Source organism: Effusibacillus consociatus (assembly GCF_042652925.1).
Classification (GTDB): Bacteria; Bacillota; Bacilli; order Tumebacillales; family Effusibacillaceae; genus Effusibacillus; species Effusibacillus consociatus.
Map to the genome: position 1 here is coordinate 83,840 of NZ_JBHSHC010000106.1, position 13,815 is coordinate 97,654.

Annotated in this window: 13 protein-coding genes and 2 pseudogenes; 14 read left to right on the forward strand and 1 reads right to left on the reverse strand. The window is 46.4% G+C overall.

Annotated elements, in window-relative coordinates; all coding sequences use genetic code 11:
* Positions 1–24: 24 nt before the first annotated feature.
* The 12 genes and pseudogenes from mfd to ACFO8Q_RS23950 all read left to right on the forward strand — a co-directional run.
* Complete coding sequence (mfd, locus tag ACFO8Q_RS14365) at positions 25–3,552, forward strand: transcription-repair coupling factor (protein WP_380026498.1); 3,528 nt, start codon at positions 25–27, stop codon at positions 3,550–3,552.
* Positions 3,545–4,477: a peptidylprolyl isomerase gene (locus ACFO8Q_RS14370; RefSeq protein ID WP_380026499.1), complete on the forward strand. Its 933-nt coding sequence runs from the start codon at positions 3,545–3,547 to the stop codon at positions 4,475–4,477. Before mfd ends, ACFO8Q_RS14370 begins: the two co-directional genes overlap by 8 nt.
* Positions 4,478–4,765: 288 nt before the next feature.
* Positions 4,766–5,308, forward strand: coding sequence for a stage V sporulation protein T (spoVT, locus tag ACFO8Q_RS14375; RefSeq protein WP_380026500.1), 543 nt, complete (start codon positions 4,766–4,768; stop codon positions 5,306–5,308).
* A 174-nt stretch (positions 5,309–5,482) separates the two neighbouring features.
* Entirely contained in the window at positions 5,483–7,105 is a 1,623-nt protein-coding gene (locus ACFO8Q_RS14380) for a putative polysaccharide biosynthesis protein (RefSeq protein ID WP_380026501.1), read from the forward strand.
* A gap of 12 nt (positions 7,106–7,117) precedes the next feature.
* Complete coding sequence (yabN, locus tag ACFO8Q_RS14385) at positions 7,118–8,578, forward strand: bifunctional methyltransferase/pyrophosphohydrolase YabN (protein WP_380026502.1); 1,461 nt, start codon at positions 7,118–7,120, stop codon at positions 8,576–8,578.
* 113 nt (positions 8,579–8,691) lie between these two features.
* Positions 8,692–8,967 (forward strand): HU family DNA-binding protein, encoded by a 276-nt coding sequence (locus tag ACFO8Q_RS14390; RefSeq protein WP_380026503.1) that lies wholly within the window; start codon positions 8,692–8,694, stop codon positions 8,965–8,967.
* A gap of 1 nt (position 8,968) precedes the next feature.
* Positions 8,969–9,259, forward strand: a complete 291-nt coding sequence (locus ACFO8Q_RS14395) for an RNA-binding S4 domain-containing protein (RefSeq protein WP_380026504.1) — start codon at positions 8,969–8,971, stop codon at positions 9,257–9,259.
* Positions 9,260–9,446: 187 nt separating this feature from the next.
* Complete coding sequence (gene yabP, locus ACFO8Q_RS14400) at positions 9,447–9,746, forward strand: sporulation protein YabP (protein ID WP_380026505.1); 300 nt, start codon at positions 9,447–9,449, stop codon at positions 9,744–9,746.
* 98 nt (positions 9,747–9,844) lie between these two features.
* Positions 9,845–10,534: a spore cortex biosynthesis protein YabQ gene (gene yabQ / locus ACFO8Q_RS14405; RefSeq protein ID WP_380026506.1), complete on the forward strand. Its 690-nt coding sequence runs from the start codon at positions 9,845–9,847 to the stop codon at positions 10,532–10,534.
* A 14-nt stretch (positions 10,535–10,548) separates the two neighbouring features.
* Positions 10,549–10,920, forward strand: a complete 372-nt coding sequence (locus ACFO8Q_RS14410; RefSeq protein WP_380026507.1) for an FtsB family cell division protein — start codon at positions 10,549–10,551, stop codon at positions 10,918–10,920.
* An 80-nt stretch (positions 10,921–11,000) separates the two neighbouring features.
* Positions 11,001–11,462, forward strand: a complete 462-nt coding sequence (locus ACFO8Q_RS14415) for a S1 domain-containing RNA-binding protein (protein WP_380026508.1) — start codon at positions 11,001–11,003, stop codon at positions 11,460–11,462.
* A gap of 146 nt (positions 11,463–11,608) precedes the next feature.
* Positions 11,609–11,758: pseudogene (locus tag ACFO8Q_RS23950) on the forward strand (response regulator); the annotation flags it as partial.
* Positions 11,759–12,122: 364 nt separating this feature from the next.
* On the opposite strand, the gene ACFO8Q_RS14420 reads toward ACFO8Q_RS23950, so the two are convergent.
* Entirely contained in the window at positions 12,123–12,527 is a 405-nt protein-coding gene (locus ACFO8Q_RS14420; protein WP_380026509.1) for a hypothetical protein, read from the reverse strand.
* Between the two features lie 151 nt (positions 12,528–12,678).
* On the opposite strand from ACFO8Q_RS14420, the gene ACFO8Q_RS14425 reads away from it, so the two are divergent.
* Both ACFO8Q_RS14425 and ACFO8Q_RS14430 read left to right on the forward strand, forming a co-directional pair.
* Positions 12,679–13,440: a hypothetical protein gene (locus tag ACFO8Q_RS14425; protein WP_380026510.1), complete on the forward strand. Its 762-nt coding sequence runs from the start codon at positions 12,679–12,681 to the stop codon at positions 13,438–13,440.
* A gap of 129 nt (positions 13,441–13,569) precedes the next feature.
* Positions 13,570–13,815, forward strand: a pseudogene (locus tag ACFO8Q_RS14430) (IS110 family transposase); the annotation flags it as partial.

Below are 13,815 nucleotides of genomic sequence, written 5' to 3' on the forward strand. Positions count from 1 at the left end.
AAAAGCTATGGAGGGGATTGGATTTTGCATCCGTTAGTTGATCTGATTCGTTCGGATCCCGATTTTAACTCAATGTTGAAAGGATTCGAACAAGCTGTTTCCGAACAATGGGTAGCGGGTATAAGCGGCTCTGCACGGCATTTGTATATGGCCGGGTTGCGGGCTTCTTTGTCATGCCCCCTACTAATTGTCACACACAATATGCAGCAGGCGCAGCAAGTTTATGAGGATCTGACCGAACTTCTTTCGATCGAAGAGGTGTCTCTTTTTCCGGATCGAGAGTTGTCTTATTTGGACATTTTGGCCTATTCTCCGGAACAGGCGGCAGCCAGACTCGGTGTACTGGAGTCCTTGGTGCAGGGAAAAGCATCCGTGGTGATCGCACCGATTGCCGCTGTTCATCAGACGTTACCTTCCAAACAGCAATTCGCTGAAGCGGCGATTCATCTCAAACCGGGAGATGAAATTGCTTTGGAAGAGTTGCTGGAGCGATTGGTCTACTTGGGGTATCAGCGGGTAGAAATGGTGGAGTCCAAAGGGGAGTTTTCCGTTCGCGGAGGAATTGTCGACATTTTCCCGTTAACGATGGACAACGGTGTTCGGATTGAAATGTTTGATGTGGAAGTGGATTCGATCCGTACGTTCGATCCGACCAATCAACGTTCAATAGAAAAATTGGAAAGTGTCAGGTTATCGCCGATCCGCGAAATACTGGTACGCCCGGAACAGCTCCAGGCGTTGGCGGATGATGTTCATCAGCGGCTCGAAACCCATAAGAAAAAAATTAAAGATTCGGCTTTGCTAGAAAAATTGGAACAGCATATCGGGCGAGAAATTGAGCAGATGCAAGAGGGCATCGTGTTTCCCGGACTTATTCGTTATTCACATATTCTGGACTCTTCATCCGCCAACTTGCTTGATTATATGCCCCCAAGCACCATTGTAGTGTTTGATGAACCAACCCGCCTTCGGGAAGCGATTCAATTGATCGAGAAGGAACAGGCCGAATGGGAAATGGCCGCTCTGGAGCATGGGGAGATACTGCCGGGCCTGGTACCCGAAATCGACAGAAGCAAACTTTTCACCGACAGGAAATGGCGCCGACTGTTCTTATCCTTGTTCCCGCGGGGATTTCAAGGGGTTACGCTGCAGCAGGTGATTAATGTCACAGCCAAGGCAGGCCAGAATTTTCACGGACAGATGGCCGTCTTAAAAGGGGAGCTGGATCGTTGGCGCAGGTCGGGAGTTCGTGTGATCTTCTTGGCGGCGGGTCCGGAACGTGCCGAACGCTTGGAACGTGTTTTAAATGATTACGGAATGGAAGCGGACCGTGTCACAACTTTGGGAGGGTTCGGAAAGCGTCCGGTTATTTTGGAGGCCAATTTGGCTGGCGGTTTTGAGCTTGTAGCATTCAAGGTAGCGGTTATCACTGAGAATGAGGTATTTTCCAACAAGCGAAAGGCTAAAAAGATTCGAGCGCTATCGGATGCCCAGAAGCTGAAAAGCTACCAGGATCTAAAAGTCGGAGATTATGTGGTTCACGTCAACCACGGAATCGGTCAATATCTTGGCATCGAAACGCTCGTTATTGACGGAAACCACAAAGATTATCTCCACATTAAGTACAAGGGCAAGGACAAACTCTATGTACCCGTTGAACAAATCGACCAGATTCAGAAATATGTAGGGGCGGAAGATAGGGATCCGAAGCTCTATGCATTGGGCGGCACGGAATGGGCAAGAGTCAAATCCAAAGTTCAAAGTTCCGTGAAAGATATCGCTGAGGATTTGATTAAACTGTATGCGGCTCGTCAAGCAGCATCAGGACATGCGTTCAGTCCCGATACGCATTGGCAGCGGGAGTTTGAGGCAATGTTCCCTTATGAAGAGACGCCTGACCAGCTGCGGGCGATCCGTGATATCAAGAAAGACATGGAGATGCCTCGCCCGATGGACCGGCTTTTGTGCGGTGATGTCGGGTACGGAAAAACGGAAGTGGCCATCCGAGCGGCTTTTAAGGCTGTGATGGACGGGAAGCAGGTCGCGGTTCTGGTTCCCACCACGATCCTTGCTCAGCAGCATTATGAAACATTTAAGGAACGATGCGCCGGGTTCCCGGTGAATGTGGAAGTGATTTCCCGGTTCCGGACACAAGCCCAGATGAAAGAAGTACAAAAGGGACTCGAGGAAGGAAAAGTGGATATTGTAATCGGAACTCACCGGATTTTGAACAAGAACATTAAATTTAAAGATTTGGGACTGTTGATTATCGATGAAGAGCAAAGGTTCGGGGTCACTCACAAAGAGAAGATCAAACAGTTGAAACATAATATCGACTGTCTGACTCTTACAGCAACCCCGATTCCGAGAACACTCCATATGTCGATGCTTGGGATTCGTGACCTGTCTGTAATTGAGACACCTCCCGAAAATCGTTTTCCGGTACAGACCTACGTCGTTGAATATAATGACATTCTTGTGCGGGAAGCGATCGAGCGGGAGTTGGGAAGAGGCGGACAAGTGTACTTCCTCTATAATAAAGTCAAGGATATTGACAATATGGCGGATCGCCTGCGCAGTTTGGTACCGGAGGCAAAAGTGCTTGTCGGTCACGGGCAAATGGGCGAAGAAGAGCTGGAGCGGGTGATGTTGGATTTTCTTGAAGGCGACGCAGATGTACTTGTCTCAACAACAATTATTGAGACAGGTCTGGATATCCCAAACGTCAATACGCTCATTGTGTATGACGCGGATCACATGGGGCTCTCCCAGTTGTATCAGCTTCGCGGGCGTGTCGGCCGATCCAACAGAATTGCCTATGCTTACTTCACCTACCAACGCGACAAGGTATTGACCGAGGTCGCGGAGAAAAGGTTACAGGCAATCAAAGAGTTTACAGAATTAGGATCAGGGTTTAAGATTGCCATGAGGGACTTGTCCATTCGGGGAGCAGGGAACCTCCTTGGGGCCGAGCAGCATGGATTTATCGCTTCGGTTGGCTTTGATCTCTATTCCGATATGCTTTCCCAGGCAATTCAAGAATTGAAGGGAGAGAAGCAAGAGACACCTCCGGATCCTCAAGTGGAGCTTGCAGTCGATGCGTATATTCCAAGCGAATATATTGCGGACACAATGCAGAAGATCGAGATTTACAAAAAATTCGTGGGCGCACGCACATTGAGCGAAGTCCAAGACCTCGAAGAAGAAATCGAGGACCGGTTTGGCGATATTCCACAGGCGGTGCGAAATCTCTTGGCAGTTTCCCGAATCAAATCGTACGCGATTCGATATGATTTCACTTCCATTGTTCAAGAGGGTCATGACATTGTGATGAAGCTGTCGGAACGACAGAATTCGCAAATTCAGGGGGAAAAATTGTTTGCCTTAACCCAGCAGTTTCCGGATCGCCTGAAATTGACGGCAGGGACTTATATTACGGTCACTTTCCGGGTAAAGGGATTAAAGGAGCCTGAGACTCTGGATCTGATTGAAAAATTTATGGTCGCCTACAAAGGGGTCCTAAAGAACCAGGAGGAATTGCAAAATGCGTAAAAGCAATCGATGGAGAATTGTTTCGGCGACTTTAACATTATGTCTCGGGCTGGTCGGATGTGGTACCCAAACGGGAGACACATCGGGGCCGGTAGTGGCCACCTACAGTGGGGGCAAGGTGTATCAAGGGGAACTCGATAAACAGTATCACATAAGACATGAACTGTTGGGGGAAATGGACCAAGCAAAAGGGCAGAGCAAGCAGGAGTTCCTGCAGGAGTATGTTTTCTACCACAAGGTAATGGTTGACGAAGCGAAAAAATCCGGGGTAAAGGTCGACCCGAACCAGGTGAATTCCTCCCTTACCCAGTATAAAGACATGCTGAGCCAATTTTCTTACGGCGGAGACAAGAAAAAGCTTGGGGACAAAATGAAGGAGTTAAAAGTTCAAGATGCGGATATCAAGATGTTGATCGAAAATTCTCTGTATCTTGAGCAATTCCAGAAGCAGAAACTCGCTCCGGAAGACAAGCTCAAAAAGACCTATGAAGAAAACAAAGCTTCTTTTGCAACTGCAACTGTACACCATGTGTTAACAAAGACAAAAGAAGAAGCGGAGAAGGTAAAAGAGCGTCTCACCAAGGGGGAAGATTTTGCGAAGGTAGCGAAGGAAGTTTCTATCGACCCGAGCGCGAAAGAGAATGGTGGAAAAATGGAAGGACCTCTCAGTCAGTATGTACCTCAGTTCCGCGATGTTGCTGCCAAAATCGAAATTGGGAAGATTTCGGATCCGGTGCAAACGGAATATGGGTTCCACATTCTGAAGGTGGAAAAAAGAGGGGAATCGGAGCCGTTTGAAAAAGTGAAGCAAAATGTGGAAGAGCTCTATTTCGCCGCCAACCAGGCGACTATTGAAAAAGAATGGAAGACATTCGAGGATGAATTGAAGAAGAAAGCGGACATCAAGATTACGCTGCCGTCCTAGTCCAAATACAAGCAATTGGCCGATTTTGCAACCCTGTTGGAGCCTTTGACCGGTTCTGACAGGGTTTGCTATTTTTTGTTGCATATTCCATGAAATCGGGTAGGATACTAAACCCACTTTCCCTCCATTTCAGCCCAGGAAGTAAGCGAGGTCAGGCGCCCATTATCTTCCAATGTAATATTTCGGTCAGTCGGACAAAATAATGGCAACAGCGGAAAAGAACAAACCGATGCTCCTCATCTCGCATACAACATTTTGACATCATGAAAGAGAGGTCGAACATCATCTATGAAAGCTACTGGTATCGTTCGAAGAATTGATGATTTAGGTCGTGTCGTGATTCCCAAAGAAATCCGTCGTACACTGCGAATCCGGGAAGGAGATCCTCTCGAGATTTTTGTGGACCGTGATGGAGAAGTCATTTTGAAAAAATACTCTCCAATTGGAGAACTGGGTGATTTTGCAAAGGAATATGCCGATTCCTTGAACGAAAGTTTGGGACATATCACTCTCATTACGGATCGTGATGTCGTAATTGCCGTAGCTGGAACGTCCAAGAAAGAATTCATGGACAAATCGATCGGATCAGATGTCGAAAAAGTTATGGAGGATCGCAAAACATCTGTTGTGTCGGCACCGGCTGAAATGTCAATTTTAAAGGAACGTACTGAGCGGTTTGCTTCACGGGTGGTTGCACCCATCATAGCCCAAGGGGATCCGATTGGAACGGTCATTCTTTTGTCCCGTGATGAGAATGTCAAGATGGGGGAACTTGAAAGTAAGCTCGCTGAAACCGCTGCAGGTTTCTTGGCGAAACAAATGGAGCAATAATCAATCCATATTTTGAAGTTGTGCAGAGCGCCGTTGGCGCTCTGTTTTTTGTTACATACGGGCGAAAGAAACCGCATAGAGTAGGATAGGCCGAGCACGTCCCGCCGTACTCGGACACTTGCTGAATACCAAGTTTTCTTTATACTGGTCCTTATAGGAGAGGTGTCGAACCGAATGTCGGAGCGGAATTTGTTTCTGCGTGGTGCCTTTGTGCTGGCTGCAGCGGGAATTTTATCCAAGATAATGGGATCGGCGTATACGATATTCCTGCAAAATATTATCGGAGACCGCGGATTGGGTCTGTATCAGATGGCCTATCCGATTTATTCCACTTTACTGATTTTATCTACTGCCGGATTTCCGGTCGCCGTCTCAAAGTTCGTTGCCGAACATATCGCGATTGGTGATTATCGGGGGGCAAAAAAGGTATTTCGAGTAGCCGGTGTCCTCTTATTGGCATCGGGAGCCGTGTGCTTCCTGCTGTTGTGGGCAGGGGCCCAATGGTTTGCCGAAATCTCCGGCGACCCGGGAGCTGTTTATGCGATCCGTGCAATCGCGCCTGCACTCCTCGTGGTGCCGGTAATGGCCGCGATTCGCGGATATTTTCAGGGCTGGCAGTTAATGGAGCCTACTGCAGTATCTCAGGTTATTGAGCAGTTGGTTCGTGTCGGAACGATCATTGCCGCTTCCTGGCTGCTGTTAAACTGGGGATACGGGGAAGAGTGGGCGGCGGCAGGAGCCGCGTTTGGGGCGGTAACGGGTGCCTGCATCTCATTCGTATTATTATTGGGGTATGCATGGAACAAACGCCAGCTCTTCCGTCATGATGTCCGAATGCCCAATCGGGTACCTGCCGAGAGAACCAGAGTCGTAGTGAGAAAACTTTTTTATTATGCGATTCCAGTCTCGTTGGGTGCACTGGTAGTCCCATTGATGAATAATGTGGATGTCATTACGGTTGGCAATTTGCTGAAGCAAGCGGGATACTCGCAGGAACAAGCTACTGAAATGTTTGGATTGCTTTCAGGCCGTGCTTTTAAACTGATGATGTTACCATCTACCATTGCCACTGCGATTGGTGTCGCCCTCATGCCCGCCATTGCCGGGGCGCTTGCTGTCAAGGATATCAAGAAAGCTTACAGCCGCATGGAACTGGCGATGCGGATGACTGTGTTGATTGCTTTGCCTGCTTCAGCAGGTCTCTTCTTGTTGGCAAAGCCGATCGATATTATGCTGTTTAAAGATTCATCGGGCACTGCAGCCATAATGGCCATTTCAACGGCTACACTGTTTTCCTCCGTTCAATTGACAACCTCCGCCATTTTGCAAGGGATGGGATTTGTCTACCTGCCTGTGCGCAATTTGTTTATCGGGGGAATCTGCAAATTCGTGTTCAACCTGCTTCTTGTTCCCAAGTATGGGATTGTAGGCGCTGCATATTCCACGGTACTTTCGTTTTTCGTATCAGCGCTTCTCAACCTGTGGGATGTCTACCGAAGAAGCGGTGTTGTGTTTGACCTCCGTTTGCTGCTGTGGCGGCCCCTGGTTGCCGTGTTTTTCATGGGAGTGGCGGTTTACGTTTCCTTGCGGGAAGGATTTCCGCATTTCTTGCATCTGATTGACAATGAGCGGCTTGCATTTGCGGCGTTTACCATGACAACCGTGACGGCAGCGGGAGTTGTATACGGATTGGCCCTTCTTGCCTCGGGCAGTTTAACAAAAGAAGATATTCGTTCGGTTCCCCGGATCGGGCAGCCATTGGCCCATATCCTGACAAAAATCGGACTCGTTCGCTAAGGAGGTTCATTTATGGCAATTCTGCATATTGTGGGACTAGGCCCCGGATCGTGGACAGGCCTACCGCTTGGCACCTATCAAATTTTGCAGGAAGGAAAGAAATTGTTTCTTCGGACGGAGCGCCACCCGGTTGTTCAGGATTTGGAGAAAAAGGGGATCCGGTTTCATCCGTTGGACGAGTTGTATGAGCAGGCCGAGGACTTCGAATCGCTGTATCAAGAGATTGTGGACAAGCTGTTTCGTGAAGCAAAAGAACACGGGGAGATCGTATATGCGGTTCCCGGACATCCGGGAGTAGCGGAAAGGACAGTTCGCATCGCGTTGGAAAAAGGGGCTTCTGCAGGTGTGGAAATCAAGCTTGGACCCGGACACTCGTTTCTTGACGAGCTGCTGCTGAGAATTGGCGTTGATCCCACAGATGGACTATTGATTCTGGATGGAACTGATCTGAAAGCGAGTAGTCTGAATCCGACCCTGCATACGATACTGGTTCAGGTCTACAATCAGGAAATTGCAGCTGAAGTGAAACTGTGCTTAATGGAAGACTATCCGGATGATTATCCGGTCACAGTCGCCCGTGCAGTTGGGGTTGAAGCGCAAGAGCGGGTTGAGCAGGTGCCGCTCTACGAACTGGACAGGCTGGACTTTGTCGATCACCTGACCACTTTGTATCTTCCCGGCAGCGAGGAGGCGCGGATTACACACCGGCAATTTTCAAAACTGGTGGAGATTGTACAGATCCTTCGTTCGCCGGAGGGATGCCCCTGGGATCGGGAGCAAACCCACCAGTCAATTCGCAAAAATGTGATCGAAGAGGCGTACGAGGTAGCAGAAGCAATCGACCTTGACGATCCGGATGCTCTAAGTGAAGAGTTGGGGGATTTGCTGCTGCAGGTGGCGCTTCACGCACAAATCGCATCGGAAGAGGGAACCTTTACGATCCATGATACGATCCAGGCGATTAACGACAAACTGATCCGCCGACACCCGCATGTCTTTGGAAACAAGGATGCTGCCGATGCGGAGGATGCATTGACCAATTGGGAAGAGATTAAGCGGCAGGAAAAAAGGGAAAAAGGGCTTCCGGAGGGAGTTTCGATTCTGGATTCGGTTCCGGCAAGCCAGCCTGCCATGGCAGTTTCCTATAAGCTCCAGAAAAAAGCGGCCGAAGTCGGTTTTGAGTGGCCCGATGTGGACGGTGTACTCGACAAAATAAAAGAAGAACTGGAAGAACTTCGGGAGACGCAGGACAAGAGTGAGGAGCTTGGAGATGTGCTTTTTGTCCTAGTCAATCTGGCGAGATATCTCAAAGTGGATCCGGAAGAATCATTGGCAAAAACAAATCATAAGTTTCGGCGCCGCTTCGCATACATCGAGAAAAAGCTGTCCGAACAAGGAAAATCGTTCCAAAACAGTACTCTGGAGGAGATGGATCATTGGTGGAATGAGGCGAAAATGCTTGAGAAAAAGTAGGACTTTAGAAATATTTAGCTTGAATTTTGCAGGATTTTCTGCTTTACCCCACGAATATGCAGGATAGGTTTACTCAAAACCAAAAAAATCCTTGCTTGGAAAGGAGATTTCTAATGAACAAGGTAGAACTCATCGCCAAAGTGGCACAAAAAGCAGGTTTAAAGAAAAAAGATGCAGAAGCAGCAGTTAACGCATTGCTGGATGCTATCGGACAAGCGCTCAAGAAGGGTGACAAAGTGCAATTGATCGGTTTCGGGACTTTTGAAACTCGCAAGCGCGCTGCGCGTAACGGCCGCAACCCGCAAACTGGCGCGGTTATCAAAATTCCTGCAACTAAAGTTCCTGCATTCAAACCGGGTGCCAAGTTGAAGGAAATGACCAAGAAGTAAGATGAGACTGGACAAATTTCTCAAAGTCTCTCGCTTGATCAAGCGCAGAACTTTGGCGAAAGAAGTCTGCGACCAGGGGCGAATCCAGATTAATGGACGCCCCTCAAAAGCTTCTTCAGAGGTGAAAGCGGGGGACCTCTTGACGATCACATTCGGCACCAAGATCGTCGACGTCAAAGTGAATGCGATTGCGGAACACGCTTCCAAAGGTCAGGCGGCAGAGATGTATACAGTGGTATCGGAAAAAAGAATACAGGGAGATCCAAAATGGGACGATGGGGATGACCAATAGGTCATCCCTTTTTATTTTACATGTTTTTTCGGGGGCCCCCACAAAGTACTCGGTGTTGCTGCCACGCTTCACGTCACTTTGTGGGGTTATTGTGTTCTTTCTTGTCCCATTCCTGCATAAAGTGGTAGCGAGACAAGCGAACGCCGTGTTCGTGTCCTCGCTATTTTGTTCGGTGGAGGGGTTCAGCATGGATGAAAGAGCTCGGAACCATAAACAGTTGGAGCGTCATGAAGTTACGCTTTTTAATCGTCAAGGCGTTCAGGTCAGCGGTGTCATCAACGTGGAAAGTTTTGACGCACACGAGTTTGTTCTTCAAACAGGATACGGCCTGCTGGTGATTCGCGGAGAAAATCTGCACATTAAAACTTTAAACCTGGAAAACGGGATGGTAGCAATCGAAGGCTTGGTGTTTGATCTTGGCTATTTTGACGAGAAAGCATCCCCCAGCGAGAAGGCAAAAGGGTTTTTCGGGAAGCTTTTCAAATAACTGCGTTGCGACTTTATTTCGGGTCCCCATCAAAGTACTCGGAATAAGCAACAGAGCTTAACGTCACTTTGATGGGACAACAAAGGGGGCTCAACGCCGTGACACTGGAAGCACAATACATGACCTTGCTGGTCATGAGTATAAACGGTGTCGTTTTGGGGGCCGTATATGACATGTACCGGGTAGTCCTGCGGCATTGGAAATTTCTTCGCTGGGCGGGTCCGATCTTTGATTTTGCGTTTTGGATCTTAGGGATTTTTCTGGTATTTTGGAGTTTGATGTGGGCCAACCACGGTGACTTGCGGATTTATGTGTTTATTGTCCTGTTAATCGGATACGCCATTTACCGGATTTTCTTCCGGCGCATAGTGGTGGGCAGTACGATAGGAATCATTATGGGAATCGGATACATCTGTCTCACGTTATATCGGGCTTTTCTGCTTCTGGTCATCGCCCCTTTACAAAAAATGTGGCTTGCTTTATTGGCGCTGCTGCGTGCATTGGATCGGCTTTTACGTGTGTTCGAAAGGGCTATTTTGTGGCCCTTCAAACCGCTAAAAACAATTCTGTTTTGGCTGGCTCGCTTCCTGCTTGCTTTAGTGAAGGTAACTGCAAGACCTTTTGTAAAACCTTTGCTGCCTTACATCCTGCCCGTTGTGAACAGGCTGAAGACAAAAGCGGCTCCGTTTGTCCGCAGGGGCCGCGCAATGTTGAAAAAAGGAAAAGGATTTTGGTCGAGATTGACGAATTGGTTATTGAATAGGGATGATAATAAACCTAAGCCCTAATTCAGGTGATTCCCATGAAAAAGTCTCGATCTTCAACCGAAAAAAACTCAAATGTCATTTACGTGGTTCCTGGCCAGACCAAGCCGGTACCGCAACCCGGTGATCAAAAACGAGCCAAAAGAAAGCCAAAACTCAGGGCTCTCTTTTTAGTCGTTTTTGTCTTATGGGCACTGTACACCTACTTTTTCGTATTGACGCCCAACAAGGCTCGTCTGGAAAAGGAACAGCAGGAACTGCAGCAGAATCTCACCGGACTTCGCCAACAGGAACAAGAGTTGAAGACGGAGTTAAACAATTTGCAGGATGAATCTTATATCGCACGACTTGCCCGTAAATACTATAATATGATCAAAGAAGGGGAAATTATTTATAAACCGGGAGAGTAGCCTTCTTGACACTTTTTCCGGCGGTCGCATATAATTTGAATTGGTAAATGGTTTTAAAATTAAGGGGGAGCTTTTTTTTCATGTCGATCGAATTGGGCAGCAAACTTGAGGGCAAAGTTACGGGAATTACTCATTTTGGGGCGTTTGTGCTGCTACCCGGGGGTGTCACTGGTTTGGTGCACATATCGGAGATCGCTGATTCCTATGTGAAAGATATAAACGAACATCTTAAGGTGAACGATACCGTTGTGGTCAAGGTATTAAACGTAGACAAAGACGGTAAGATCGGATTATCCATCCGTCAGGCGATTGACAAGCCTGCAGTTCCAGAAGGTTCGTCTCAACGTGGGGACCGTCCTGACAGAAGTTTCGATCGTGAGCGCAATTTGCGCGGTGATCGCGGATCTCGCGACCGTTCACGCTCATCTCACAAGTCATTTGAAGAAAAGATGAACAAGTTCCTGAAAGAAAGCGAAGACAGATTATTGGCTCTTAAACGCAGTGAAAGCAAGCGAGGCGGACGGGGCGGACGGCGGGGCTAACGATTAATGTTTTTCGAATGATATGTATGGAGAAGCACTTTCATAACCTCTAGATGAAAACATAATTAAAAGAATTTTCTTTCGATGAGAATGGTCATTGGGATCGTTCCCTTGAGAAACATAAGAAGCGAATCCGGCCGGTGGTTATCAAGGAGATTGAGAAATTCCATAAGTGTGTGGATCGGTGTGGGTTTTACCTTATTTGCCTATCCTGCCCTATGGGGCATCAAGCGATGGTAGTGGAAGCAATTCAAGCGGAGGCGAAGGATTTTGTTGTTAAACCATTCAATGAATAACGGTTAGTGATACAGTTAAGTAGGTAGGTGGGGAGAGGAATTCCATTTGTTTCAAGGAAAAAAGGTAATTTCGGGGCGGCCGGGATATGGCAGCCCCTTTTAATTTGAGTTCGTGCCAAAAATTCCAATCGATACGAACGTTTGTTTCTAAATAAATAAGCAACACAATCAAATGTCTCCTTTCGAAAGAGTGAGGACCGTAATTCAATATTCAACGCTACCTCGAAACAACATACTTTGCATTGGTATGCGGTCATTTTATGCTCCGGTGGAGGCTGTTCATCGAGGCTAGATCCCTATAAGGATGCCAAACACTCTTTATTCCCCATACTAGTAACCTAACAATGAGTTTAAGTATTACAGGTTACTGTCTCGCTGGAACCTCTTTATAAAAACTAGTTACGAAACTATGTCCTAACACGATTGAGGGAATTTGAATAAAAAATTCTTGAGCTAAAAAGGCAGTCAATCCTTGAAAAGGAATGTATGCGACAAGAGCTAAAAAAGGGAGACTTAAAAAAGTTGCCTTTACTTTATTTAATTTCCACTTTCCCTGTTTTCTAATTTCCGTAACAAAATGATCTAATCCTAATAATACACCCAAAAGTATGTAAATCATAGTTAAAACAAGCTGATAAGTATAGAGATATTGAGCTGTTACTTCCATTAATTCTCTTAATTCATCTAACACAAATTTAGATCCGATAACAACCCCCAGTATGAGCAAAAAATACGCAGTGTAGGCAAGGGCCTTGCGATTGTTATTCAAGTAATTCTCCTCCTTTTTATAATGGATATGGGTTTCGGTGGTATTATATTGTAACAATCTTAAAATTATTTTTCAATATTGAATTTTTTGTAAGTTATCGACTATGATATCGATTGGAAGTATAATCCAAATAATGGAGGAGTGTTAACGGATGAAGAAAGCTTTTTATGGATTGTTGGTGTTTGCTATGTGTTCCTTAACAACGGTGCCAGCGGTATTAGCAAATCCTACATCCAAAACTCCCGAAGTTGTTTTTGAGAAAGAAGAAATTAAAGATCAAAAATCTCTATTTGAAAGGGCATCTAAAGGAATTACAGACTTAGAAAACTCGCCTTTTTCTCCTGTTGGAGAACTGGAAAATACTAAAACAAAACTAAAAGAGAAGGTTAAAACAATCTCTACTACTCAACACGTTAAGAGTGAAAAATATCCTAATGGAGAAGTAAAAGATGCGTATGTAACAACCTCTTTTGCTATAATACCGAAGCATAAATCTCAAACTCAAAACTATACTGGAAGCGCTGGATTGGAATATGACCAGAGCCAGAGCAGTGGTCAATGGGACGAATCTATTAGTGTATATGCCTATTCAACAATCTATTGGAATAAATACAACACTGATTATTTTGATCTGCAGAAAGTAGATGGGGGTTGGTCTATACAAGATTCCCAAATGGGAGTAAAGGATAAGAGAGTCCGTCTAGCAGCTAGTGGATATAAAGACTATCCTGCAGGATATGCGGAGCAGTATAAAGATTATTATCCGTCTGGTCTTACTTACTCTTACTTCGCCCCTTCAGAGTGGGTTCCTATAAATTCAAAAGCTACCCCTCGGGTATTTGGTATGATCGCATACTGCACGATTTTTGATTACACTACATCTTGGAATTTTACTTTTAAAAACCAATATTAGGTTTCTTTCAATTTTAAAGGAGCCATTCCTGTAATGAATTAATTTGAGGTTTGAATAAAAAGAGCGCCTCCTGTATGCTGGGTCTCGAATGCATCACATTCACTGCCCTTATTAAGGAGGACGCTCAAGATGAAGTATAAGCACAAACAGAAGCAAAATCAACGGATTCAAAAAATTACCGAATCGACTCTGGTTGTCGGGGCCGACATCGCGAGCAAACACACGTCGCTCGCGCAGTCGATTTCAGAGGGATTGAACTTGGTAAAGAATGTGTCTTTCAAAACCATCGCCAAGGATTGACAAGATTAGTAGCGTGGATGAAGGAATTGCAACGGGTTCATGCCAAGACAACCATTGTGTTTGGCATTGAACCGA